The sequence below is a fragment of the Edaphocola aurantiacus genome, from assembly GCF_019797745.1.
GTDB classification, from domain to species: Bacteria; Bacteroidota; Bacteroidia; order Chitinophagales; family Chitinophagaceae; genus Edaphocola; species Edaphocola aurantiacus.
This window is the reverse complement of sequence record NZ_VOSI01000003.1, coordinates 468,211-493,155: the sequence shown is the minus strand read 5'-3', so window position 1 is coordinate 493,155 and position 24,945 is coordinate 468,211. Positions and strand designations below refer to the sequence as shown.

Here is a 24,945-nt window from a genome sequence, read left to right as displayed (position 1 = left end):
TATAAAATCTCATTTAAGCATAGGCCGGCAGGATATTATCTTAGCCGGCCTATATATATTTTAGTAGTATAACTGATTTGAATGGTATTACCTTCCTGATATTGTTCAAACAATTGCTCTAGCTCTGCGATCATGGCTGCATAAGCCTGATGGCCTGCCTTGGGCATATAAGATGAAGACAATAATCTTCCCTTCAGTCCTTCAAAATCGAAAATCTGCTGATTGGTAAACTCATGTTGTACACAGAATCCGGGCGCAAAGAACATTTTAATATCGGCATATTCAATATTACGATGCTGCACCTGTACATAGTCTATTGCATACCGGAGAATCAACTCATCGTATGCCTGCTCGAACCGGCTTTGGATTAAGCGTTCGTTCCATATTAAAATAACCAGTCCTTCGGGTTTTAGAATGCGTGCAAACTCTTTACGTACCGCGGCCTTATCAAACCAGTGAAAGGCCTGGGCAGCCATAAGCACGTCAATACTATCATCGTCCAATCCGGTATGCTCTGCAGTACCATCCTGTATACTGAAGGTTTCAAACTGCTGCAGATCTGCAATCGCTGCCTGCCGCATCTCTTTATTGGGCTCTACTCCAATAACCGTATACCCATGGTCGAGGAATAAACGACTGGAAATACCGGTACCCGCACCAATATCTGCAATTTTATACTCCGCAGCAGATAAGCCATAATGCTGCTCCAGAAACGGTACGATCGCAGCAGGATAACCAGGCCGGTACCGCTTATAGTCTTCTACGCGATCACTGAACCGTGTAGTACTGTTTTGCTTGTCCATATAAGTTTATGCTTAAGGTTATGAGATCGGGTAGGTACCAAAAAAATATGAAAAGCGTTAGCTTTTCATATTGATAAATTGAAGGGGCAGTTCCAGTGCGGAGCTTCTGCACAACGCAATTACTTCCTGCAGGTCATCTATTTTTTTGCCCGTTACACGGATAATGTCATCCATAATCGCTGCCTGTACTTTCGCGCCGCTGTCTTTGATCATTTTCACAATCTTTTTTGCATCGGTCTGATCTATACCATTACGGATTTTGATTTCTTTTCTAACATATTTACCCGATGCAGTATGCTCTTTACTGAGGTCAAAACATTTTGCATCCAGGCCCTGGCGCATCGCTTTGGTCACGATAATATCTTCTGCCTGTGTTAACTGCATTTCACTCTCGATTTCCAGTTTCAGTACGAAGTTTTTCTTGTCCAGATCTATTTCGCAATGACAACCTTTGAAATCATAACGGGTGCTGATTTCCTTTTTAGCGGTGTTAATAGCATTATCTAAAGTTTGTAAATCTACTTTACTACTGATATCAAAAGAAGGCATAATAATAAGTTTACACAAAGATAGTATTTTATGTCTAAATCCGCTGACAGCAACAGCCTTACGCTTATGAAAAGGGCAAAAAATCCTAAGCGTTGGTTAATCCTTGTAGTATTATATGTAACTTTAGCTCCTGCTGCATCTTAATTAAAACATCCTTAAAACATAAAATTATTACAACATGAGATACTCGTTCCTGATCGCCGGTGCCCTGATGGCTACCATTTCGCTGGGTAGCTGCGCTGCCGGTAAGAAAAACAAAACCAACAGTAGTGTTACTACTAATGCTGAAGCACTGAAACAAAAATGGATGGTGAAAGAAATCAGAGGCGGAGATAATGAGATGCTGCTGAAAAAAGCAGCCTATATTACCTTCAACAAAGAAGATTCAAGAGGCGCGGCCAACTTCGGCTGCAATGGCATGGGCTTTGATTACAGTATTCCCTCTGCAGGTAAGATCAAATTCGGCAATGTGATCAGTACTATGATGTTCTGCGAAGGCATTACACAGATGGAGAGTGCCTTCTCTCACGGGGTAAAAGAGGAAATGAGCTATGAGATCAAAGGTCATTTCCTGTATCTGAAAGACAACAAAGGAGTATTCCTGACAGCGGTAAGACCGGACTGGGATTAATTATATACCCGTTACTTTTTCAAGATAATGTTGTTGAATGCCAAAGTACGCTTTGGCATTTTTTATTTTATCCAGCAGCAATTGTTTCTGTGCCGGGTCCTGGTGGCCTTTTTTAGCGCCTACGATCAGTACATTTTTAGGCGTATGTGCATCAGATATAAATTCAAACACTTTGGTACGGTAGCCGAAATATTCCAGGATCAGCGCGCGTATCCCATCGGTCACCATTTCTGACTGGCGTTCGGTGAAGATGCCATGCTTCAGCAGGAAGTCCAGGTCATTATCTGCCTTATGCTGCTCCATCTCGCGGCGGATCTGCTTATGACAACAAGGCGCAACTACGATCAGGTCTGCATCACCATGAATTCCTTTCGCAATAGCATCGTCCGTGGCCGTATCGCAGGCATGCAGGGCAATCAATACATCGATCTCTTCGGGCTGGTATGCTTCGATTGTACCTTCTTCAAAATGCAGTTTATCAAAACCTACATTACCGGCAATGTTATTACACAGTGCTACCAGGTCCTGTCGATACTCCACACCCGTAACGGTTGCAGGTTTCTGCAGGGTATTGGTCAGGTAATCATATAAGGCAAAGGTCAGGTATCCCTTACCGGCACCCATATCTGCTACATGCAGCATATCCTTTGCCGGCAGCTCTTTCAGCAGGGTGCTTAAGATTTCTATATAGTGATTGATCTGGCGGAATTTATCCTGCGCACTTTTATATACCTTTCCTTCTGCGTCTGTGATCTGTAATTCATGCAGGTACTGCTTACCATTGGCTTCCAGCTTACGCTGCTTGGTACGGTCATGAGACTTCTCAGGCACTACGTTCAGACTGGCTTTGCCTTTGCGGAATGTCAGTGTATTGCTTTTATTAAACTCCAGAACGGCATCAAATGCAGTGGTAAAAAGGGTGGCAATACGAAACTGATCTGTAGCAATATGAGTACTCAGCTCTGTACGGGCCTCCTCCGGCGTATAGTTCTTTACAATATCCCTGGTCTTGTAGCGATACGTAAAACTCAGCATCGCTTTCTGCTTGATCAGCACTGCTTTTACATAGATATTCTTCAGCGGCTCTGTGCCACGATAGTTACCCAAGCTGATCTTCACCAGGCTATCGTCAGCAATGCTCTGGTCCAGGGCAGCAAAAAAGTCATTTAAAGCAGGTTGCATAAAACAGGTGTTTTGTTAACACAACAACACCAGGTAAACTGGTGTTGCTGAATCAGAATTATCAAAAATATTAATCAGTAAAGACTAGTGTCTGAAGTGTCTCTGACCGGTCATTACCATAGCCAGGTTATGCTCCTTACAGTATTCAATGCTGTCTTTATCGCGGATAGAACCACCCGGTTGGATAAAGGCAACAACACCTTCTTTATCGGCCATCTCCACACAGTCATTGAACGGGAAGAAGGCATCAGATGCCAGTACAGCACCATTCAGGTCAAACTTGAATTGTTTGGCTTTCTCAATCGCATGACGCAGAGCATCTACACGGCTGGTCTGACCACAGCCTTTACCAATCAGTTGTTTATCTTTTACTAATGCGATTGCATTACTTTTCAGGTGTTTACAAACGATGTTAGCAAACGTCAGTTCTGCTTTTTCGGCTTCGGTAACCGTTCTGCCACCAACATCTTCCCATTTCTCGAAGTTACCCTGATCTGCGTCCTGTACCAGTGTACCGTTCAGGATAGACTTAAAGTTGGTTACATAAGAAGCCGTTTGCTCGTTCATCGCCAGTAGGATACGGTTTTTCTTAGATTTCAGGATCGTCAGTGCTTCTTCATCGAAAGAAGGTGCCATTAATACTTCAAAGAAGATCTCATTAATCGCATTAGCCGTAGCTACATCAACAGTTTTATTGGTAATCAGTACACCACCAAAAGCACTTTCCGGATCACCGGCCAGCGCAGCATCCCAGGCTTCTTTTACAGTAGCTCTTGCAGCCACACCACATACATTGGTATGCTTAATGATCGCAAATACAGCATCATCAGCCGCTTTGAAATCGCTGATCAGTTGTACAGCAGCATCAACATCAACCAGGTTATTATAAGACAGTTCTTTACCGTTTACCTGGTTGAAGATTTCGTTCAGGTCACCGTAGAAGCTTGCAGACTGATGAGGGTTCTCACCGTAACGCAGGCTCTGCTTATGTTTCAGCGGTTGTAAAATAGTACCGTTAAAGTAGTTGTTGATCGCAATATCGTAGTTCATTACTACTTCAAATGCTTTGGCAGCAAATGCTTTACGTTGTTCCAGACTGGTTTCACCATTTTGCTCACGCAGCATGTTTTCCAGTACAGTATAATCATTCTTATCGGCCAGTACCACTAAATCTTTAAAGTTTTTAGCCGCCGCACGAATCATAGAAGGTCCGCCGATATCGATTTTCTCGATGATCAGTTGCTCTTCGTTAGTATTTTTTAAAGTCTCTTCAAATGGATACAGATCTACAATCACCAGGTCGATCTCCGGGATATTGTATTCTTTCATTTCTTCCAGATCCTGCTCATTGCTTCTTCTGCCCAGGATACCACCGAATACTGCAGGGTGCAGGGTTTTCACGCGGCCGCCCAGGATAGCAGGGTAGGTAGTCAGGCTTTCTACCGGAACACATGGGATGCTCAGGTCTTCAATAAACTGCTGTGTACCACCAGTAGAGTAAATGGTTACTCCCTGACGGTGCAGTTCCTGCACCAGCGGTGCCAGACCATCTTTGTAGAATACGGAAATTAAAGCCGATTTGATCGATTTTGTAGACATATAATTGATATTGAAATATTAGCCAATTGCTTTGGGCTGCAAATTTCGGTATTTTTTGCAAGTATTCAAAAAGTACCTTAAACAGGCTACTAATCACATCCGGCCATAAGCCGCCGCAGACTACAGCACTCCATTAATCAGCACATTGATGTATAAATAATGCTCCAGAAACAGGACAAAAGAGCTGTTTTCAGGTGTATTTGACAGGATAGCAGCATTTTTTTTATTAAAATAGATTTTTTCTCAAATAAATGAATTAATAAAAACCATCTTATTATAAATTATCAAAAATAAATTATTTTATTTTTTCTCTGTTTCATGAATTATTTGTCACAGTACTGTTTTATTTCACATTTATATGATATACCTTAGCTTTAGTTAACGGATTTATAAAGAGAAAGGCGTAAAACTGATCACTGAGGCCTGAAAAAAATCAATATGATGCAGTATAAAAAGAGTTATTACTTTATTAAAGGAAATGTGCTTGTCGGCGGAAAATATGAAATCATTTATTCCACTTTATCCAATAAACTATATGCCCTGGATCAACAGATCGGCGGATTGATAGAAGAAGGACAGTTTGAACAGATACCGGAAAATATCCTGAATAAGCTGGTGGAAGATAAGTTCATACGTTTATCGGAAACAAACGAACTGCAGGAGCACATTACGGTAAACAAGCAGGCTATCGATAATGACAGCTATACCTTATACCAGTCTATACAGCCCTCTGCGAACTGCCAGTTAGGATGCAGTTACTGCGGCCAGTCTCACAACAAAAAGACGATGGGATTCTTCCAGGAAGAGGCGATCCTGAGCAGGGTAGTACATAACCTTACTAAGAAGGAGTATAAAGCACTGGGCATTTGCTGGTTTGGAGGTGAGCCGCTGATGGGGATCAAATCTATCCGCAGCCTGAGCAACCGGTTTCAGGAATTATGCCGTGAGCAGCAACTGGACTACAGTGCAAAGATCGTTACCAACGGGCTTAGTCTAAAACGTGAAATCTTTTTTGACCTGCTACTAAACCATAAGGTAGATGAGTTTGAAATCACGCTGGATGGTACGGCAACCTATCACGACCAGCGCCGGCATACCAAGGAAGGCAACCAGACCTTCGATATTATCCTCAACAACCTCAAATCTATTGTAAATGATGAACGGTTTGCACAGCATAAGCCAACTATGATCATTCGTTCCAATATAGATAAGAATAACTACGAGAGCATTACTGAACTGGTAGAACTGCTGGAACAGGAAAATATATTCAAGTACGCGAAGTTCTACCTGGCTCCGATCCACTCCTGGGGTAATGATGCACACTTTACCTCGCTCTCTGATACTGAATTTGCAGATATAGAGCTGGAGATGAAGCTGCAATTACTGGCCAAAGGCTATCCGATACAATTTGTACCCGGCCAGCAAAAAAATATTGTGTGCATGAGCCTGAAAGATAATGCGGAATTGTTTGATGCCGAAGGCAACCTCTTTAACTGTTCCGAAGTATCTCAGGTACCGGTATATGAGACGAATAATCATCAGCACCGCATTGCACAATACACTCATTCTTCCAACGAACTGATCGATGAAACCTTCCGTCCGTTCAGCAACTGGAACGACACTATCCTGAACGGAGAGGTGCCTTGCTCTAAATGCAAGATACTACCTATATGCGGCGGACAATGCCCTAAGCTATGGCATGAGGGTATACAAGCCTGCCCGTCTGTGAAGTTCAATTTCCCGGACCGCATTGTAGCACAGTTCTATGCCAATAATATGCTGGATGCGGATAAGAATGAAGTGAGCTACCTGAGCATAGGCTAAACCGGCACTGCCGGCAACCAACCTGATATTTTCTAACCCCCTAAATACATATCAATTATGAACAGTTTCGAACAACTGAAGAAAAAGCTGGAAGTAGTAAAGCTGGAAGAGCGCCTGGAAATGGTACAAATGGTGCCTTCTGCAACCTTAGAAGCAGGCGATAACGGCTGTTGCTCCTTCACCGACTCCAGCTGTAACCCTAAAGAAGTTGTAAAACCAACTCCGAAATAGTATTTATTCCTAACCCCTAAACAATAACAATTATGAACAACAGTTTCGAACAACTGAAGAAAAAACTGGAAGTAGTAAAGCTGGAAGAGCGCCTGGAAATGGTACAATTAGTAGCATCAACTGCCACCCTGGAAGGTGACAATGGCTGTTGCTCTTTTACCGATTCTAACTGCAATCCTAAAGAAGTTGTAAAACCAACCACTAAGTAATTTTTTTCCTAATCCTTAATCAACAAAACTATGAACAACAGTTTCGATCAATTAAAGAAAAAACTCGAAGTAGTAAAACTGGAAGAGCGCCTGGAAATGGTGCAACTGGTACCATCACAATCTTTAGAAGAAGGCAGCAACGGCTGTTGCTCATGGACTGACTCCAGCTGTAACCCTAAAGAGGTAGTTAAGCCGACACCTACGACTAAAGGCTAGTCCGGAATAACCACTTATTATCATGAATAATTTCGAACAGTTGAAAAGCTGCCTGAAGTAGTAAATAATGAAGGAGTGCCTGTATAATGGCGCAATAAATCCCTTCATAAACTGTACCCAATAGCAGCAATACTGCATCCGTACAGGTGCGGGTCATAACCTGAGCGTGAAAACCTGCCACAACTAAACAGCGCAAACGATTTTATCCAAGATACTAAACCGGCCAGGGTTCGCCACTGTATAAAGTGGCCCCTGGCTTGTTTTAACCATACTATACCGACCATCTTAATATCAGCACGTATGAATTTATATAACGAAGCACTGACAAAGGCCACGCTGAAGCGATTCTTCCGCGAGGATCATGAATCTATTTATGAACGGTATCAGGACTACCTGTTATTCAATAACGAACATTGCCTGAAAGAGCATGATTTTGAGAATGTATTTACACTCAACAGCCAGTTGGGTAACCGGTTATATTTCTCTTTTCACTTTGGGCCGTTCTTGTATATTCTGTACCACCTGATCAAAAGAATGGAGATAGATGTTATTTTTATTGCCTCGCAGCATTCGCGCGACAGGGTTGAGCATTTTATTGAGTTCTCTAAAACGGTAGATCTTAAGTTTAATGAAAATACGGTTATATACGCCGATTCGTATACAGGCTTCCGCCAGATTGTAGAAGCCATGAAATCCGGTAAAGCTTTATTCTCGCTGATTGATATCGGATCGGGATCGAATGCTATTGACAAAAGTAATAATGTAAAAGAAATTGAGTTGCTGCACGAGACAATGCTGGTGCGCAACAGCTTATTTGAGATCGCCGCCAAACTGAAATACCCGATTACTCAGGGGCTTGGCTACTGGAAAGACGGGAAGCGGCATATCGAATTAAAGGACATTGAGCCGGAACAGTTTTCTATGGCTGCTGTCTGGAAAGACTTTGAAAAAATGCTGGTACAATATCCAGAACAATGGGAATCGTACCATACTATATATAAATTTATGAAACCTTCCCTGCCCGGCGATACAGACCATATTGCCCGGGAGCAGGACTATACCTTCTGCAAAGACCGGTATGACATCCTTAAAGACAAAGACAATAAGTACCTTTTTACACAGGAGTATTTCTCCTTCTTTAAGATCAGTGACCGCACTACAGAAATTATTGAGTACTGCGAGACCAATAACCTTACTTTTAAACTGGACGAAATAGAGGAGCTGTTTGAGCACAACGGATTTGTAACAGACCTGATCAAATATAAAATTATAGGCACATGTTAGAGCGATTTACAGAAAATGTTGCAGCAGTACAACTTCACCATAACCAGTCTGAGGAGCGTTATTTTATCGAGTTCAATAATAATTTTTTCCTCATCAGTGAGTTCACTTTCGGCTTTATAGAATACGTCAAAAAGAATCCGGGTCTTAATTACGGCAGTATCGGAAATCAATTTCAGTTAAGTCCCGAAGAGACTACTTTTATTGTAGAGAACCTGAACAATGAGGTGCATGACATCATCAGCACAGAACACAAAAGTTCGGTTAAGTTAAAGATCACTTTACTGAATGCCCGGTATGTCAATATTATATCCGACAAGCTCAAATTCCTGATCAGACCCAGCCTGCTGCAGTTTATCATAGGCTTGCTGGCTGTAGTGGCTATGTATATCGGGATGTATTATTACCTGAAAGGGCATATCACAAAGGTGACAGGGGTAAACTATTATATCCTTTATCCCATCTTTCTGTGTACCCTCATCATTCATGAACTGGGCCATTCGGTGGCCACCAAGAGATTCAATCTGGCACCACGCGAAATCGGTTTCGGACTCTTCTTTATCCTGCCGGTATTATATTCCAATATCAGTTGTATATGGGTGCTGAATAAGGAAAAGAGAATCATCGTCAACCTTTCGGGAATCTTCTTCCAGCTGTTTTTCACACTGGTCATGAGTATTATTTTCTTTGCTCATAAAGAATTCCTGTTTGTATTGTATAATATCAATATTGCGGTAATCTTCTTTTCCCTGTTTCCTTTTATTAAAACAGACGGGTACTGGGTATTATCAGATTTCTTTGGCAAGCCCAATCTCTTTGAAAATTCTAATCAGTACCTCTATAAATTATTCAAGAAAGAAGTGAAGTTTGATCTGTTCTACTTTTTCTACAGCATTGCACATTTCATTTTTATCTTTTATGTATTGAGTATATTTATACGCAATATGTCCGGTGTATTGGACATAGACTTCCATAATATCACTTATGTATCCCTGTTCAAAGGCATATACTCTTTGATATTCGTATACTTTCTTATTAATAGTATCATCAGTAAATTCAAATCATAAAATGAGCAAACGTTATATTGTATACCTGATGCTGGCCTGCGCTGCCGGATCGCTGAGTGCCTGCCGCTTTTTCAGTAATGGCAATGACAAGACCAATGTAAACGAAATTAAATACAGCAATAACCAGCTATCGCTTAAAGGCAATGCAACAATTACTGTATTGCGCACAGACGATGATACCGCGAGCATCCGCATTTTAAATGAGGATAAATACAAGGTATCCAGAACCGGTTCTGAGGTATACCTGTACCAGGAACCGGGAAAGGGACAATCAAAAGCCACAACAGAGAAAGATCAATACCCGCGTATAGAGTTTCGTGTGCCCAAAAAAACGACCAGCTTAAACCTGGAGTTATTAAGAAATGGTGACATTATCCTGGCCGACAGCTTTGACCTCAGTGAGCTTACCTTAAGTCTGAATGGCAATGGGGACATTTCAAGTCCTTACAAAACAAAAGTCGGTACCTGTACCATGACCCTGAGCGGAAACGGAGATATAGCCTTCAACCAGATCGAAGCGCAGACCATCAATACAACCTTGAATGGTAACGGCGATATCCTGCTGGAGGGAACGACCAGAGTACACAATTCAGACAATAATGCCGACATCAATACCGAACGCTTAGTGATCTTAAAATAAAACCTTACATGAATTATAAAGTAATACTGACTACCGGTGCCGCCAGCTTATTCCTTGTGACCGGATATGCCCAGAATAATGATACGATTGCATCTACCGCAGATACCAGCCAGATGATCAAAGGCCAGAAAATGAAAGAAGTGGTCGTTGAAGGCCGTCGCAGCCTTGCCATCGTAAAAGCTGACCGGACAATCTTCAATTTTGCCGGTCATGATTTTCTGACCAACGGATCTACCCTAGAAGGATTAAAAAAATTACCCGGATTACTGGTTTCTGATGTGACGGGTGTGGTATACCAGGGCAAACAACTCACGGTGTATGTAGATGGCAGACCGGTGAATCTCTCCTCCGGCGACCTGAACAATTACCTGGAAGGAATGCCCGGCAACTCGGTAGACAGGGTAGAGGTAATTACCCAACCCGGGGCTGAATTTCCGGCTACAGGTGGGGGAGCCATCGTTAATATTATTACGTCCAATAATTCTATGGACTATTTCTCGGCTACCTATGGCAATGGCATCAGTTATGCACCCGATAGTAAAAACCTGAGATTTAATAATAATCTTTCCCTCAATTCAAGGATAAACAATGTAGGACTGCAATTGCAGATCGGGCAGAACCATATTGAGCAAACGCAAAACAGCCGTTTCTTTAAAGAGCAAAACACTTATTCAACGAATGATGTTGACCGTACACTCAATTACACTTTCCTGAATGCCGGCCTGAAATATTATTTCAAAAGAGACCGTCTTATCCTGAACTACAGGCTGAGTCATAACCGGGACAAGTCATCTATATACTCCTTCAGTACCGGTTTCCAGTCCGACGACAATGGCCTGGCCAACCGGAATAACCATGACCTTGCGGCGACCTATCAGAAAAGATTTAAACATCCTGGTCAGACCCTGGATGTTAACCTGAGCTACAACACCAACCGTAACCTCAATAACCTGGAGTCTAAACAGCAGAACACTCCAGCATTGCTCGACAATGAAAACATAAGCGAAATCCTGCTCGCCAAAATCGATTACAGCCAGAGTCTTACAATCGGCGGCCTGCGCGAGTCCAGCATTAACGGAGGATTGCTGATGGAAGGTGTCGATTTCAGAGCCAGCAGTTTCGAGATCAGGAATTTTAAATACCAGAGAAATACACTGGCTGCATACCTGGAACTTAAAGGTTCTTACCATAAATGGGATTTCATCCTGGGCAACCGCCTGGAAAAATATGATATAACCGGTACGTTCATCACAGACAAGGTACCTTCCTACAATAAGCTGCGGTATTATCCTAATGCTACCCTCCAGTATAATATCATGAAGGGGATACACCTCAACATGAATTATAACAGTAAGATTACCTTACCTAACCTGGCAGCGCTGAACCCGAATAATGTCAATTATGTAAACCCTAATTTATCCTTCGGTGGTAATCCGGGATTGGCGCCTACACTTTCTGACAACTATGAAGTGAAGCTGAGTGCATTCAATTACTTTTTCGTGTCCTATAATATAAGACATGCCCGTAACTTCATCACCGACAGGTTGGTTGATGTCAATAGCACGGTAAATAATGTTATGGTGAATGTTCCGGAGCTGATGCATTATAATTTCAATATCGGTATTCCTGTTCCGTTCATGATCTTCACTAAAGGACTCAAGCAGACGTTGCGATTCAACTTTAACCCTGATGAAATGAATTTTCTGTATGCCCAGGCCGGAAACAATCGTTTTAATATTGAAGGCATTACCTCTAAATCCATCTGGAACCTGCACCTCACGACACAGCTGGTACTGCCATTGAAAGTAAAACTGATGGCACAGTATTATTCCTCATCGAAAGGCGGTAATCATTATTACTTCATGATACAGCAGCCATTGAATAACCAGTTTGACCTGAATCTGTCGCGCCGTTTCTGGAATAATAACCTCTCGGCATCTGTATTTGTGTATGACCTGTTCAATACCAACCGGAATGCGCTACAGGATATGGGTTCTGGTGTAAGCTATTACAGCAAGTATGACACCAGGAGAGTCGGACTATCCCTCAGCTATAAATTCCGCTCCAGTCACTCCAAAAAAACCAAGGAAGATCAGTTTATAGAAGAGCAGCCAAGAACGGAAACACCAACCAATATTGTTCAGTAAAAAATAAAAATATCCGGTATGCTACCGGATATTTTTATTTTCAGAAGGCTGCAAAATCACATTAACATATTACATCATATATACATCAGCAACAGTAAGCATATTATCTTATCGTTAAGGATATAAGTGCCTGTATATTAATAAATTGTTGTTTCCCTGCTCAAGTGAATCATAATTTAAATATTGGTCTAATTTTGCGATTCAGTTCAATTATAATATGAAAAAATTATCTCTACTGTTGCTCTGTGGTACGCTTGCTGCATCCACATTAACCTTTAACGCCTGCGTTAAAAAAGGACATGACGAACCTATTGACAATACAGGAAATGATCCTAAGATTCCTGTTACCCATACAATTGCACAAGTATTAGCCATGCCGATTGGTACAGCTATTACGGCAGATGTTGTGGTATCCGGTATTGTAGTAATGGATGACCGCAGTGGTAACTATTATAAAAAGTTCGTTATCCAGGATGAAACCGGCGGACTGGAAATCAACCTGGATCAGAATAATATATATAATGATTATCCTGTAGGTCGTAAAGTATATATTAAATGTAAGGGCCTGACAATGGGTACTTATGGTGGTATGATTCAACTGGGCTATGGTCTCGATGAAAGACAGTCTATCGTAGCTATTCCATTTGCAATGGCCGATAACTTTATCGTAAAGGCTAATTATCCGAACCCGATCAAGGTGGATACATTCTCTTATGATGAGCTGGCTAATGCTGAAGCAAACGGAGCCCGCCTGAATACGCTTGTAGCCATCAGAAATACGCAGTTTACCAATCCTGGTCAGCCTTATGCTGCACCAAGCGGAACAACCAACAGAGACCTGGAAGGTTGTGGGGCCTCTGGTACCGGTATTGTATTAAGAACAAGTAACTACTCCCGCTTTCAGCCAATGACTACTCCGACAGGTAGTGGTGTTATTGTGGGTCTGTATACCAAATTCGTTTCCGGCAGCCGCAGCACACCGCAGTTATTCATCAGAGATACAACTGACGTACGCTTCTCTGGTGCGAGATGCGGATCGGCTAATGGGGTAACCTTATTCAGTGAAGATTTTACCGGTGGTGCAGCCAATGCGATTGTAAGCTTAACCGGCTGGGCTAATGTAGCCGAAGCAGGAAGTATGCAATATGTATATGGTGGTTCTAATCCGTATGCTAAGATCACCGCTTACCAATCGGGACAGTCTGATGTAAAATCATGGCTGATCACACCAGCTGTAAACTTAAGCGGGTACAGCACGTATGCTTTATCCCTGAGGTCTACTTATGGCTTCCCTGATGCGGCAACACTTAAAGCTTATGTAACAACAAGCTATAATGGTGACCCGGCGGCTTCTTCATGGACAGAGCTGGATGCGATTACTGTATCCGGACAGGCTAACTGGGCATGGAAAGATATTAATGTGAGTATTCCGGCATCTTTCGCAGGTCAGCAGGTATATATCGGTTTTAAATATACCGGTAGTTCCAGTGGTGCAACAGGTACTTTTGAGGTTGATGATATCAAAGTATTAGGAAACTAATATTCCTATAAATTATTGTGATAAAGGTTGCTTTATATGAGCAACCTTTTTTTATATCTTTGCGGGGCAAAACAATATTGTTATCTTTTATCTTTCTTTATGAAAATAGGTATTGTGTGCTATCCTACGTTTGGAGGGAGCGGTGTGTTGGCGACAGAATTGGGTATAGCATTGGCCGACAAAGGCCACGATGTACACTTTATTACTTATCAGCAGCCGGTTAGGCTGATCAATAGTTTCAGACCGAATATCTTTTTCCACGAAGTCAGCGTGCCGGTTTACCCGCTGTTTGACTTTCCGCCGTATGAGACAGCACTGGTCAGCACCCTGGTAAGTGTAGTAAATAACTATGACCTGGATGTACTGCATGTACACTACGCCATTCCACATGCCTCTGCAGCATACTTTGCCCAGCAGATCCTGGAGAAAGGCGGCAAAGGTTTACCTTACATTACCACACTGCATGGTACAGATATTACCCTCGTAGGCCGCGACAAGACCTATGCGCCAGTAGTAACGTTCTCCATGAACCAGTCTTCGGCGATTACGGCAGTATCGAACAACCTTAAAGACGAAACGCTGGCTTACTTCAAGATTGAGAAGGAGATCGATGTAATCTACAACTTCGTTGATGTGGATCGCTTCCAGCGTAAAGACAAATCTCATTTCAAAAAAATGATTGCTCCGAACGGAGAGAAGATCATTGCCCATGTCTCTAACTTCCGTAAGGTAAAAAGGGTAGATGATGTGATCAAGATCTTTGAAAAGATCCGTAAAGAGGTGCCCAGTAAATTACTGATGATCGGTGACGGACCGGAGCGTATCGAGGCAGAAGAGCTGGTAAAACAGTTCTGTAACCTGCAGACGGACGTTCGCTTCCTGGGTAAACAGGAACAGGTTGAAGAGATATTCAGTGTAACGGACCTCTTCCTGCTGCCATCAGCATACGAGAGTTTCGGGCTTGCCGCACTGGAAGCTATGGCCTGTGGTATACCGGTTATTTCCAGCAATGCAGGCGGTTTGCCAGAGATCAATACTCATGGTGAAACAGGGTACCTGAGCGATGTTGGTGATGTAGATGATATGGCAGACTGGGGCATTAAATTGCTGGGCAATGAAGATTTACTGAGCAAAATGAAAGAAAATGCGTATAATCGCGCTCACAGCTTCACAATTGATAAAGTAGTTCCTCAATATGAAGCCTTATACAACCGTGTGATCGACGAATACAAAAAAAGCAAGTAATTTTTTTCATGAGTGTACCTCCAGCACCAAAACCATACAGCCAGTTCCGGGCATTCCTGGCTTTAACCAAAGCCTCTATTAAGTCAATGCTGAAGAGCCCCTCATCGGTGGTATTCAGCCTGGCATTCCCACTGGTCTTTATCCTGGTATTCGGATTTATGGGGGGTAGCAGGAACAGCATCAGCGTGGCGCTCAACCCTAACAGTGATACTTTAAATCCTATATACAGGGAGCTGAGTCATAACCCGATTGTAAAATTCAACCGGGATATCAAAGACACCGCTGAGCTGAATGCACAATTACAAAAAGGTGCCCTGGCTACGGTATTAAATATCCGTAAAGACACAAAGCAAAACGGCAGGTATATCGTAGATATCCATTCCAATGTAGCGAAGATGGCCAATGCAGAACAACTGCAGGCTATTATCAATCAATCGATGCTGGATGAAGACTCCTTACTGCACCATCGTTCTGCGGAAATTGTAGCGGTAAACAAAACCGTTATCCAGTCCCGCCAGTTCAAAACCATAGACTTTATATTACCCGGACAATTGGGGTTCTCCTTATTGGCAGCCAGCGTATTTGGCACAGCATTCGTATTTTTCCATTTACGCCAGATGCTGGTACTGAAGCGCTTCTTCGCCACACCTATCCGACGCAGCAATATGCTCCTGAGCGAGGGGGTAGCCCGGCTGATCTTCCAGTTATTGGGCGCATTACTCATCATCCTGATCGGTAAATATTTCTTTGATTACACCCTGGTCAACGGGGCGAGTACCGTATTTTCGATGCTGGTGGTTTCGGCTATTGCCCTGCTGGTATTCATGAGCTTTGGCTTTGTGATCAGCGGTATTGCCAAAAGCGATGCAACTATTCCACCATTAGCCAATATCTTTACACTGCCGCAGTTCTTACTGGCCGGCACTTTCTTCTCTATAGATGCTTTACCGAAATGGTTGCAGTTCTTTGCTAAACTGATGCCATTGACCTATTACAACAATGCACTGCGGGCGATTGCCTTTGACGGAGCCAGCCTCTGGCAGGTGAAATGGGAGATCCTGGTGCTGCTGATCTGGGGCGTGATCGGGTATGGTCTTGCAGCCAAGCTCTTTAAGTGGGAGTAACACAAATTTTAAAAAGACAATTATGATTCAATTCGATAAATTTACTTTAGCCAACGGTCTCCGCGTGATCGTACATAAAGACGAAACCACCCCTATGGTGGCCGTAAATGTACTGTATGATGTGGGCGCACGTGATGAAGAGGAGCACAGAACAGGATTTGCACACTTATTTGAACACCTGATGTTTGGCGGTTCTGTCAACATTCCTGAATATGATGAGCCATTACAGATGGCCGGTGGTGAGAATAATGCCTATACGACTAACGATTTCACCAACTACTACATTCAATTACCAAAAGAGAATATCGAAACGGCTTTGTGGCTGGAGAGTGATCGTATGCTTTCCCTGGCATTTAGTGAAAAGAGCCTGGAAGTGCAGCGTAAGGTGGTGTGCGAAGAGTTTAAAGAACACTATATCAACAAGCCTTATGGTGATGCCTGGAAGCATGTACGCGAGCTGACCTATACTACCCATCCTTATAAATGGATGACCATCGGTAAAGAGCTCAGTCATATAGAAGAGGCGCAGCTTGGAGATGTAAAAGCATTCTTCCAAAAGCACTACAATCCGTTAAATGCGATCTTGTGTGTAGCGGGCGATGTAGAGACCGAAGCGATAAAAGTACTGGTAGAGAAGTGGTTTGGAAATATCCCTTCCGGAGAGAAATATACCCGTCAACTGCCTGCAGAACCGGTGCAAACCGAAGATCGCAGAGAAACCATTACGGCAGATGTACCCCTGAATGCACTATATAAAACCTGGCATATCGGTAACCGTTTAGATAATCAATACCATGCGGCTGATATTATTACAGAAGTAATGGGCAGCGGACAATCGTCCCGTATGTACCAGGAGCTGGTTAAGGAACAACGCCTGTTCAGCAACATCAGCTGTTATCATACCGGCAGTATAGATCCGGGCATTATCGTGGTAGAAGGTAAGCTGGTAGAGGGTGTGGCTATTGAAGATGCAGAAGCGGCTGTGGATGCAGCCCTGAAAACACTACAGGACAAAGGTATTACGGAAGAAGAACTGCATAAATCCATCAACAGACTGGAATCTATGGTTGCTTTCGAAGATATGAACCTGCTGGCCCGTGCCAATAACCTGGCGTTTTATGAACTGCTGGGTGATGCCGATATGATGAATACCGAAATGACGAAATATGCACTGGTAACTGCTGCTGAGGTAAAAGAAGTAGCCAGGGAAATTTTCAGACCGGGCAATAGTAATACATTGCACTACCTGAAGCAAACCAATGAACCGATTGCAGAATAGTATCATAATTAATATATAAACAGACAAGGCTCCGGAAATTCCGGAGCCTTGTCTGTTTATATATTAGGGCCATCGCATGTAGGCAACTCTTTTATTCGCCCTTTTGTCCGGCGTTAAGAAAATCATTGGCTCGGTCGATAAAGCCGTAAACCACTGTCTGAGCGCAGCGTTCTGGTTTGAGACCGACCGACATTCAATGCCTCAACTAAAACCCTAAAGTCAGGGTCAGCAAATAATTGCGGCCTGCCTGAGGGAAGTAGTAATTAAATGTTTGCATACCACCATACAGGTAACTGAAGGTATAACCCTTAGATTCATATTTCTTGTCCAGGATATTATTTACAGAAAGGCTGATGCCCGCTTCTTTGACCCAGCGGTTACGGATCGAGTAGTTCAGGCGTACATTAGCCAGTGCGTAAGGGTCAATGCTGCGTGCAGTATTAGACGTATTGTCCAGGTACTGACGGCCCACATACTTACCGATCAGGTCTATGGTGAAGTCCTGGTCTATATCCATCTCAAACGGACAGAAGGATAGGGTAGCACCCGCGATGGTATTAGGCGACAGGGCAATGTCTGTATTGCTGTGCTGCACTTCCAGTTGCCCGCCGTTATCATAGTCATCAATATATTCGGTAAATGATTTGATCTTGTTCTGAGACAAAGTCAGGTTAGCCTGTACGCTCAGCCACGGAGATACTTGCGAAGAACCGAACAGCTCCAGACCACGACGATAGCTCTGACCTACATTGCTGCGGGTATACGCACCTACATCATTGATCTTACCGGTAGCCACCAGTTGGTCTTTATACAGCATATAATACAGCTGTGCCCCCAGACTGGTACGGCCGTTGTTGTACTGGTAGCCCAGTTCAATATCATTCAGCTGCTCCGGCTTAGGAATCTGGTTTACACCAGCTTCAAAATCATCACGATTAGGCTCTTTATTAGCCATCGCATAAGAACCAAATACTTTATGTGCACCCTGGATATAGCTCAGACCAAACTTCGGGTTAAAGAACAGGTATTGCTCGTCGGTAGATACACCCGGATTTTTGCGGAAGCCGTTGATCTTGTATTGCACCGATCTCAGCTGCAGGTCAGCATATCCGTATAGATGAGTAGCCAGCTGCTGTTCCAGCTTGGCATAGATATTAGCATCTGTTTTATGCGCGGTAAGGTTGTACCAGCGGTAATCGGCCGGCACACCACCTTCCTGTGCCCAGGTTACATAACCATAGTGCTTGGCATCATATTGCGATAAGGCACCACCCAGTACCAGCTGCGTTCTGCCCCTGGTATACATCAGGGAAGCCACCGCACCATAGTTGTAGTTGTCCAGCCATAACTGGCGGGTCAGGGATGTTTCAGTCATGGTATCGGAGCCCACAATCCTGTCTGGTAAGCCATAAGTACTATAGCTTTCTCCCATGCGGTATTCATTATAATACCCTCTGCCGCGGGTCAGGTACAGACCTGCATTCAGTTTCAGGGAATTATTGAACTTATGATTAAAGAACAATTGATAGAAATCCTGCTGGTAATTATCGGTCTGGTTGTTATAATACGTACCGTCATCTTTCAGGCCCAGCTCATTGTATGTACGATTGGTTGCTAAAGAATCCTGTGGTACACCATTCCAGGACTGACCGGTCTTTTCCTTACCGGTAAAGAGGTTGAACTTAATATTGGTACGCTCATTACGACTGGTCCATCCGGCCAGTAACTGTGCCGATTTCAGATCAGATGCACTGCGGTCAACATAACCATCGCTGGAGAGTTTGGACAGGCGCACATCTATATTAAAGCCGCCTTTCAGACGGCCGCTTCCGGCCATCAGTGTATGTCTTAAGGTATTGAACGAGCCTACCGTATTGATCGCGCGGGCCGATGCCTGGTTCTGCTGATCCATATTACTGATATTGACCGTACCACCGAAGGCACCGCTACCATTAGTACTGGAGCCCACACCACGCTGTATCTGTATACTTCCGGCAGAAGAGATAAGATCAGGTATATTGACCATAAACGAGCCCTGCGATTCCGCATCGTTCACCGGTATACCATTAATGGTAAAATTGATTCTTTGCCCATCCGTACCACGCACCCGTATATCGGTATAACCAAGCCCGTTACCGGCATCGGAATTGATCAGTACCGAAGGCGTCTGATCCAGGAGATTGATTACATCACGGCCATCATTACCTTTGGCAATGTCCTGGCGGTTGAGGGTAGTGGCGGCAAATGGTGCTTTGGTACTGGCCCTCAGGGCAATTACCTCTACAGGAGTCAGCTCCCGGTTACGGGTAGTGTCCTGCTGTGCCTGTACAGCAGTAGTGCAGGCCAGGCCTGCCACAAGAATTGAGGCTTGTTTCTTCATATCTATTACACAATTACAATTATTGACGTATGCATACGGGGGCACGGTACAGTCTCCTGTCCTGTGTAATGAGTAAGTATGTCAGCTAAAACTTTAGTACTTCCCATTCCTAACCAGCATTACCTGGTCCAGGTTCTACGAGTATGATCTCAGCCTGATAGTAAGGCACCCCGTGGTCGATCCCGAAGGATCTTGCGCTGCAAAGCTACTCACAAATATCCTGTTCTGCAAGAAAACAGGGCAATAAAAAAAGGATAGCCAGGCTATCCTTTTCTACAAAACCATTATCTGATATTAAGACTGCATAGCACCCTTAATATCATTTCCGGCATTTTTAGCAGTATTTTTCATGTCCTTAACGGCATCAGCAGCGATATCAGCGGCTTTCTCTTTTTTATTGATCAGATCCTTGATATAGGTCTCTGCCTCGGCCCAGTATTCCTTCAGCGCATCGGTACCTTTGGTACTCAGCTCTGCAAAATACTCCTTGGCCTTATCAAAAGAAGTCTCGGCATCATCTTTAATCTTGTTTGCCTTATTCTTCAGATTATCGGTCAGCTTTTCTTTATCTTCTTCACTCATGGTCGCATACTTCAATGCCGCAGCACCTGCCGCTACACCTAAGAGGAAGGTAGCAATGTGTTTTGGTTTTACGTTCATAGTACTCATTTTTGAAAGGTGGATAATGAATTTTTACTAAAATTATTGCTTTTTGTTTGCTAATCAGCAAAATGGAGCAGGATTAACGTTTGCTTACAAAAGAAATAAAATTACCTTAACAGGGAATAAGTGAAAAGAATACGCCAGTAGGGGAACTATACCAGTTTCTTAAAGCCGGATACTCCCTTATTTTCACATAGACCGGAGCATTACACGATCATTTTCCAAAGCGAAAAGCCAGATTGTCCAAAACGGAACACATAAAGGAGTAAATACTCTATAAAATAGCCAGCTTTCTATCAGAGGTTAAATGAAAAAAGGAGTCAAAGTAGAAACTTTGACTCCTCATCTTTTATACCATACTTTTATGTTAAGGTTGATAAACAACTTTGTATACGAGCTGGCGTTCATGATCTTTGAAGGTGAGCAAATAGGTTCCCGGTGGTAAAGATTTCAAAGAAATTTCTTTATGCTCTTTCGCTCCGGTAATTACCGCCGCTACCTGCTGTCCTAATATATTCAGCACCTTACATTCTGCCTCTTCCCAACCTTCATGCAGTTGAATAGTAACCTGGCCGTCTTTCGTTATTGTAGGAAAAACGCTGATTCCTTCTGCACCTTCTTTAATCTTCACATTCAGTACAGGGCTGTATTTAATATACCCATCATTATTCTTCCAGTACAAACGATAATAATTCATCCCTTTTGAAGGATAATCATCTATGATCTGATATGTATTTGTACCCTCAGATAATTTTACAGAAGCTACTGTTCGGTCAAAATGCCGTGCATCCGTTCCCTGGCTGGCATACAATGTAATATCCGGAGAAGTGGCATTCATGATAAAATCAAGCTGAACGCGATTATTAGCAATGGCTTTTGCCTCGAAATGATTCAGACTGGCGGGCAATGGAATGGGCAAAAGTACAATCTGAATATTATTATGTTCGGCATAGGCCTCTACTCTGATCGTGCTATTAGTATCCAGTATACCAGTCCAGATATTATTTATGGTAAATGCATTATTAGGACTTATATACTGTGTAGTTGTGCCATTATTAATGGTCATTTTCAATTTGCCGGCTGCCCTCAAGAGGTTGATCTGGTAGATGCCTCTCGTAAATCCTTTTCGCTTATATACTGTTGTAACAGCAGATGCGGTTGAAAAAGCACAGCCATGGTAACCGGGAGCATTATGTGGCCCAGTGCCGTACCATGTATAATAGTCATTACTGTTAAAGCCCAGGCTGTCGGTACTGAACTGTCCATAATATTTGGGATTGGCCCCATAGAATGGATTACTACTGGTATTACCTACGCTATAGGCAGAAACAAGCCATTTAAAGTTACCCCAAAGTGCCATGTCAGCAATATTGGCCTCTCCGCGCTTTATGGTATAGGTAGGACTGGTATAGATACATCCGTTCAGGAAAGTGCGGAAATAAAAGTTGCCGGTATCCGCAAACGTCCGCGACAACTGCACTGCCGTTGATACCTGGGCGTTGTTAGCGGCATTATACCAACGTACACTATCGTATTGTAAATTACCAATGCCCCATTTCACTGTATCTTCATAACAGAGGGTTGATAATGCCGGGGTGCTGCCGCTGTTGATCGGATCTGTAAGTATAGTACTGATCGGTAAGGTACGTACACTAAGTGCGCCGCTGCTATGCCTTGCTGCTACAGCAAAATACTGTGTTCCATTCCATTGCTGCCCTGCTCCCAAAACAGTAGCGGCAGACAGTAATGCTTTATTTGCCGGATGCAGTACACTATCTACCGGCTCCATGTATTTATTTCCAAGCCTGTAGATAATATATTTACCTCCTGCATTAGCAGCCACCGTATCCCAGCGCAGGCCTATGGTATCGGTACACATGCGGGTCAGAGAAAGATTAGTTGGTGTAACCATTACATGAAAATAATCACTGGTATCTACCAGACCGGTATTGCGCTGTTTGACAACGATACGCGCTGTGGCACTATTCGGAAAAGAGGTAGGTACGGTATACTCATAATATCGTTTATTATAATCCAGAGTGGCAAGTTGTGTAAATGACTCGGCACTGCTGCGCTGCAGGTATACCTCCAGGCTATCTGCTGTACCCGCCTGCTGGTTACTGATATTCCAGGTCATCATGAGTCCATTACCCTTAGGCATACGGTACGCTGCAACCGGACTGGTAATCTCAATCTGGTACGGAACCATATCGTAGGTCAGTGCATAAGGCTGAGGTCCCTGAGGTACTGCTATACCCTTAACATAAACCGTATAATTACCCGCAAGCGGATTATCTATGGTTACCTGTTCTACATTATTCAGGGTATCTGTTTTTCGCAAAGGAAGATCATAAACGGTAGCCCCTGTCGGGTTCAGTACCCAGGGCCGCAGGGTATCGCCCACAGGACTGATCACAAAAACATCCAGGTTATTGACCAATGCTTTTACCGCACCTACAGCCCCCTGGTAATCGTGCCAGTACAGCATAAACTTGGCTTCGCTGGTGCCCGCCGGTACGGCGATCGTATATTGGGCAGCACCACCAGATCCTTGTGGCATTGAGCCCGTCATCAGGTGCTGTTGCTCTATAGCTCTTTTTGCCCGTAAAGGATTCATGGTACCAAAGCCGGTTTTAAAGTCTATCCCTTTCTTATCTATATCGTAGGCGGTATTCAGCATTACGGCTTTTACCACATCGCTACGCGGCACCGTTGTGCCATAAGTTGTATTATACACCTCAAACAGTAAGGCTGCAAACCCCGATATGGCGGGAGCTGCATACGAGCTGCCATTTATGCCTTCTGCGCATATATCAGGCTTCAGACGGCCATCTCTTGTCGGGCCTTTACTGGTCCAATCGCAATGCTCACCCGGCTTTGCGGAAGAGTGTACAGTAAAATTGTTTTTGCTGACTTTAATATCCCCCGTCAGATTGGCCCATCCGGCAGGATATCCCAGGAAAGGTCCTGAACCTCCGCTGTTACCTGCCGAGTAGCTGTGCAGGTATCCGCCCAGGGTTCGGGCTATGCGGTCCAGTTCCCGGGCATCATTATTATAGGTTACCTGACCATCACCCCAACCCACGGAGTGGTTACTCAGCATTGGTTTGACATTATTGTTCAGGTAATAATTTTCTGCAGTATTGTACCAGCCTACATACAGAGAGGTAACGCCCGGTGCCGTACCGCGGTCATCAAACTCATTGTAATTATTGGCAGCACCTACAATTGCTGCAATGGTTGTACCATGTGCACCTACACCCGTTCCGAAATATTGCGGATGCTGCCGTCCCCTCATGTTTAAATCGTATAAAGTGTCTTCTCCGAACGTTTCATAATTACCAAAATAAACACCATTACCGGCTGCACCAAGATTATATTGATAATTGGCCGCAAATACCTGATTGGCAAACATCCCACCTGCCAATGTATTCTGAGGTTCGCCTGCATATATTTCAACAGACGCGACAAAGGAAAGCCGGGCTATGGATTGTATTTGTTCCTGACTGAGGCCGCTCAACACCAAGGCATTATCGCCACAATAGTCTTCGCGGGTATATTTCAGGCCTGTTGTCTCGAGGTATTGCTGCAGGGAAGAGATATCTGCCTTGTCATATACAGAGACCATAAGCTGTGCTGTGCTTGCATCCTGTAGCTCCTGTAGTGTTGTACTGATCTTTACGGCAGTGGGCAGATCATTAACTCCTGTCAGGGGAATAAGTCGCTTACCTGCCAGCGACTGCAGCTGATCGAGGTTTTGAGACAGGTTACTGATCTGGGCGATATAACTATTGCCGGGATACCAGTCTTTCAACTGTACACCTGTGGCCTCTATACGGCTGCGCTCTTCGGCAGATAGTATATGATTGAAGGACAAGAGTACATAGTGCTTTTCTTTGGTACCGAAATCTACGGTACGCATAGTTAAAAATTGTGTAGCGGATCGGGATTGGAGCGGGAGGGTTCCTTTGTCCGTAAATAGCTGCTGCCCGGAGGCCTGCAGCACAGAACCTGCAACCGCTGCTCCAAGGAGCAGGGTGTGTAAAGCGTGTTTCATATTGAGGTGTTTTATTGATTTTAGAAAATAAATTTCAATGCATAAACAAATTGTTTTATACATCAATTAAATCTCAAACATGAAACGGCTTAATAAAGACATTACATTTAAATGCAAAATCCTTTATTGTGGGGCGAAATAAAGACAAAATATCTTAAGGTCCAAATTAATTATCCAACGGAAATCACATTACTCTTTTGGCTTTCAGGTGTAGTTGTGGCACGCTTTTGCGCTCCTATAAGCCTCTGCTTATATAACACTCTGATTAGGCACGAAAT

General features: G+C 43.5%; 20 protein-coding genes. 13 read left to right on the top strand and 7 right to left on the bottom strand.

Annotated elements, in window-relative coordinates; translation table 11 throughout:
* Window positions 1-35 precede the first annotated feature (35 nt).
* Together FTD44_RS10850 and FTD44_RS10845 are read right to left on the bottom strand one after the other, a co-directional pair.
* A complete protein-coding gene (locus FTD44_RS10850) occupies window positions 36-803 on the bottom strand; it encodes a class I SAM-dependent methyltransferase (RefSeq protein WP_222166460.1) in 768 nt (255 codons plus the stop codon).
* A 57-nt stretch (window positions 804-860) separates the two neighbouring features.
* Window positions 861-1,352 carry a YajQ family cyclic di-GMP-binding protein gene (locus FTD44_RS10845; protein WP_222166459.1) on the bottom strand — a complete coding sequence of 164 codons (492 nt, stop codon included), beginning with the start codon at window positions 1,350-1,352 and terminating at the stop codon, window positions 861-863.
* A gap of 178 nt (window positions 1,353-1,530) precedes the next feature.
* On the opposite strand from FTD44_RS10845, the gene FTD44_RS10840 reads away from it, so the two are divergent.
* A complete protein-coding gene (locus FTD44_RS10840; protein ID WP_222166458.1) occupies window positions 1,531-1,983 on the top strand; it encodes an META domain-containing protein in 453 nt (150 codons plus the stop codon).
* Here the strand turns inward: FTD44_RS10840 and FTD44_RS10835 are convergent, their stop codons facing one another.
* Window positions 1,984-3,165 carry a class I SAM-dependent methyltransferase gene (locus tag FTD44_RS10835; protein WP_222166457.1) on the bottom strand — a complete coding sequence of 394 codons (1,182 nt, stop codon included), beginning with the start codon at window positions 3,163-3,165 and terminating at the stop codon, window positions 1,984-1,986. It abuts the gene before it with no gap.
* A gap of 84 nt (window positions 3,166-3,249) precedes the next feature.
* Window positions 3,250-4,764, bottom strand: coding sequence for a bifunctional phosphoribosylaminoimidazolecarboxamide formyltransferase/IMP cyclohydrolase (gene purH / locus FTD44_RS10830; protein WP_222166456.1), 1,515 nt, complete (start codon window positions 4,762-4,764; stop codon window positions 3,250-3,252).
* Between the two features lie 438 nt (window positions 4,765-5,202).
* Between purH and FTD44_RS10825 the strand changes: the two genes are divergently transcribed.
* The 12 genes from FTD44_RS10825 to FTD44_RS10770 all read left to right on the top strand — a co-directional run bounded on the left by FTD44_RS10825 (window position 5,203) and on the right by FTD44_RS10770 (window position 17,567).
* Window positions 5,203-6,588 (top strand): radical SAM/SPASM domain-containing protein, encoded by a 1,386-nt coding sequence (locus FTD44_RS10825; protein WP_222166455.1) that lies wholly within the window; start codon window positions 5,203-5,205, stop codon window positions 6,586-6,588.
* A gap of 57 nt (window positions 6,589-6,645) precedes the next feature.
* On the top strand, window positions 6,646-6,819 hold the full coding sequence (locus FTD44_RS10820) for a hypothetical protein (protein WP_161971310.1): 174 nt from the start codon (window positions 6,646-6,648) through the stop codon (window positions 6,817-6,819).
* 32 nt (window positions 6,820-6,851) lie between these two features.
* On the top strand, window positions 6,852-7,028 hold the full coding sequence (locus tag FTD44_RS10815; protein WP_161971311.1) for a hypothetical protein: 177 nt from the start codon (window positions 6,852-6,854) through the stop codon (window positions 7,026-7,028).
* 30 nt (window positions 7,029-7,058) lie between these two features.
* Window positions 7,059-7,244, top strand: a complete 186-nt coding sequence (locus FTD44_RS10810) for a hypothetical protein (RefSeq protein WP_129021445.1) — start codon at window positions 7,059-7,061, stop codon at window positions 7,242-7,244.
* A gap of 300 nt (window positions 7,245-7,544) precedes the next feature.
* Window positions 7,545-8,528 (top strand): lysophospholipid acyltransferase family protein, encoded by a 984-nt coding sequence (locus FTD44_RS10805; RefSeq protein ID WP_222166454.1) that lies wholly within the window; start codon window positions 7,545-7,547, stop codon window positions 8,526-8,528.
* Complete coding sequence (locus FTD44_RS10800) at window positions 8,522-9,592, top strand: zinc metalloprotease (protein WP_222166453.1); 1,071 nt, start codon at window positions 8,522-8,524, stop codon at window positions 9,590-9,592. The genes FTD44_RS10805 and FTD44_RS10800 overlap by 7 nt, the downstream gene beginning before the upstream one ends.
* A gap of 1 nt (window position 9,593) precedes the next feature.
* A complete protein-coding gene (locus FTD44_RS10795; RefSeq protein ID WP_222166452.1) occupies window positions 9,594-10,232 on the top strand; it encodes a GIN domain-containing protein in 639 nt (212 codons plus the stop codon).
* Window positions 10,233-10,240: 8 nt separating this feature from the next.
* Window positions 10,241-12,379: a TonB-dependent receptor domain-containing protein gene (locus FTD44_RS10790; protein WP_222166451.1), complete on the top strand. Its 2,139-nt coding sequence runs from the start codon at window positions 10,241-10,243 to the stop codon at window positions 12,377-12,379.
* 217 nt (window positions 12,380-12,596) lie between these two features.
* The gene (locus FTD44_RS10785) at window positions 12,597-13,919 is read left to right on the top strand and encodes a DUF5689 domain-containing protein (protein WP_222166450.1); all 1,323 of its coding nucleotides are present in this window, start codon (window positions 12,597-12,599) and stop codon (window positions 13,917-13,919) included.
* A gap of 99 nt (window positions 13,920-14,018) precedes the next feature.
* Window positions 14,019-15,164: an N-acetyl-alpha-D-glucosaminyl L-malate synthase BshA gene (gene bshA, locus FTD44_RS10780; RefSeq protein ID WP_222166449.1), complete on the top strand. Its 1,146-nt coding sequence runs from the start codon at window positions 14,019-14,021 to the stop codon at window positions 15,162-15,164.
* Between the two features lie 8 nt (window positions 15,165-15,172).
* Window positions 15,173-16,288: an ABC transporter permease gene (locus FTD44_RS10775; RefSeq protein WP_222166448.1), complete on the top strand. Its 1,116-nt coding sequence runs from the start codon at window positions 15,173-15,175 to the stop codon at window positions 16,286-16,288.
* 22 nt (window positions 16,289-16,310) lie between these two features.
* On the top strand, window positions 16,311-17,567 hold the full coding sequence (locus FTD44_RS10770) for a M16 family metallopeptidase (protein WP_222166447.1): 1,257 nt from the start codon (window positions 16,311-16,313) through the stop codon (window positions 17,565-17,567).
* 205 nt (window positions 17,568-17,772) lie between these two features.
* Here FTD44_RS10770 and FTD44_RS10765 read toward each other — a convergent pair whose 3' ends face one another.
* The 3 genes from FTD44_RS10765 to FTD44_RS10755 all read right to left on the bottom strand — a co-directional run bounded on the left by FTD44_RS10765 (window position 17,773) and on the right by FTD44_RS10755 (window position 24,667).
* A complete protein-coding gene (locus FTD44_RS10765) occupies window positions 17,773-19,947 on the bottom strand; it encodes a TonB-dependent receptor (RefSeq protein WP_222166446.1) in 2,175 nt (724 codons plus the stop codon).
* A gap of 294 nt (window positions 19,948-20,241) precedes the next feature.
* The gene (locus tag FTD44_RS10760; protein WP_129021455.1) at window positions 20,242-20,607 is read right to left on the bottom strand and encodes a hypothetical protein; all 366 of its coding nucleotides are present in this window, start codon (window positions 20,605-20,607) and stop codon (window positions 20,242-20,244) included.
* A 370-nt stretch (window positions 20,608-20,977) separates the two neighbouring features.
* A complete protein-coding gene (locus FTD44_RS10755; RefSeq protein WP_222166445.1) occupies window positions 20,978-24,667 on the bottom strand; it encodes a S8 family peptidase in 3,690 nt (1,229 codons plus the stop codon).
* Between the last annotated feature and the right edge of the window lie 278 nt (window positions 24,668-24,945).

Excerpts from the sequence above, each read along its gene's own strand:
- FTD44_RS10850 (WP_222166460.1), bottom strand. The coding sequence starts at position 803 with ATGGACAAGCAAAACAGTACTACACGGTTCAGTGATCGCGTAGAAGAC.
- FTD44_RS10845 (WP_222166459.1), bottom strand. The coding sequence starts at position 1,352 with ATGCCTTCTTTTGATATCAGTAGTAAAGTAGATTTACAAACTTTAGAT.
- FTD44_RS10840 (WP_222166458.1), top strand. The coding sequence starts at position 1,531 with ATGAGATACTCGTTCCTGATCGCCGGTGCCCTGATGGCTACCATTTCG.
- FTD44_RS10835 (WP_222166457.1), bottom strand. The coding sequence starts at position 3,165 with ATGCAACCTGCTTTAAATGACTTTTTTGCTGCCCTGGACCAGAGCATT.
- purH (WP_222166456.1), bottom strand. The coding sequence starts at position 4,764 with ATGTCTACAAAATCGATCAAATCGGCTTTAATTTCCGTATTCTACAAA.
- FTD44_RS10825 (WP_222166455.1), top strand. The coding sequence starts at position 5,203 with ATGATGCAGTATAAAAAGAGTTATTACTTTATTAAAGGAAATGTGCTT.
- FTD44_RS10820 (WP_161971310.1), top strand. The coding sequence starts at position 6,646 with ATGAACAGTTTCGAACAACTGAAGAAAAAGCTGGAAGTAGTAAAGCTG.
- FTD44_RS10815 (WP_161971311.1), top strand. The coding sequence starts at position 6,852 with ATGAACAACAGTTTCGAACAACTGAAGAAAAAACTGGAAGTAGTAAAG.
- FTD44_RS10810 (WP_129021445.1), top strand. The coding sequence starts at position 7,059 with ATGAACAACAGTTTCGATCAATTAAAGAAAAAACTCGAAGTAGTAAAA.
- FTD44_RS10805 (WP_222166454.1), top strand. The coding sequence starts at position 7,545 with ATGAATTTATATAACGAAGCACTGACAAAGGCCACGCTGAAGCGATTC.
- FTD44_RS10800 (WP_222166453.1), top strand. The coding sequence starts at position 8,522 with ATGTTAGAGCGATTTACAGAAAATGTTGCAGCAGTACAACTTCACCAT.
- FTD44_RS10795 (WP_222166452.1), top strand. The coding sequence starts at position 9,594 with ATGAGCAAACGTTATATTGTATACCTGATGCTGGCCTGCGCTGCCGGA.
- FTD44_RS10790 (WP_222166451.1), top strand. The coding sequence starts at position 10,241 with ATGAATTATAAAGTAATACTGACTACCGGTGCCGCCAGCTTATTCCTT.
- FTD44_RS10785 (WP_222166450.1), top strand. The coding sequence starts at position 12,597 with ATGAAAAAATTATCTCTACTGTTGCTCTGTGGTACGCTTGCTGCATCC.
- bshA (WP_222166449.1), top strand. The coding sequence starts at position 14,019 with ATGAAAATAGGTATTGTGTGCTATCCTACGTTTGGAGGGAGCGGTGTG.
- FTD44_RS10775 (WP_222166448.1), top strand. The coding sequence starts at position 15,173 with ATGAGTGTACCTCCAGCACCAAAACCATACAGCCAGTTCCGGGCATTC.
- FTD44_RS10770 (WP_222166447.1), top strand. The coding sequence starts at position 16,311 with ATGATTCAATTCGATAAATTTACTTTAGCCAACGGTCTCCGCGTGATC.
- FTD44_RS10765 (WP_222166446.1), bottom strand. The coding sequence starts at position 19,947 with ATGAAGAAACAAGCCTCAATTCTTGTGGCAGGCCTGGCCTGCACTACT.
- FTD44_RS10760 (WP_129021455.1), bottom strand. The coding sequence starts at position 20,607 with ATGAACGTAAAACCAAAACACATTGCTACCTTCCTCTTAGGTGTAGCG.
- FTD44_RS10755 (WP_222166445.1), bottom strand. The coding sequence starts at position 24,667 with ATGAAACACGCTTTACACACCCTGCTCCTTGGAGCAGCGGTTGCAGGT.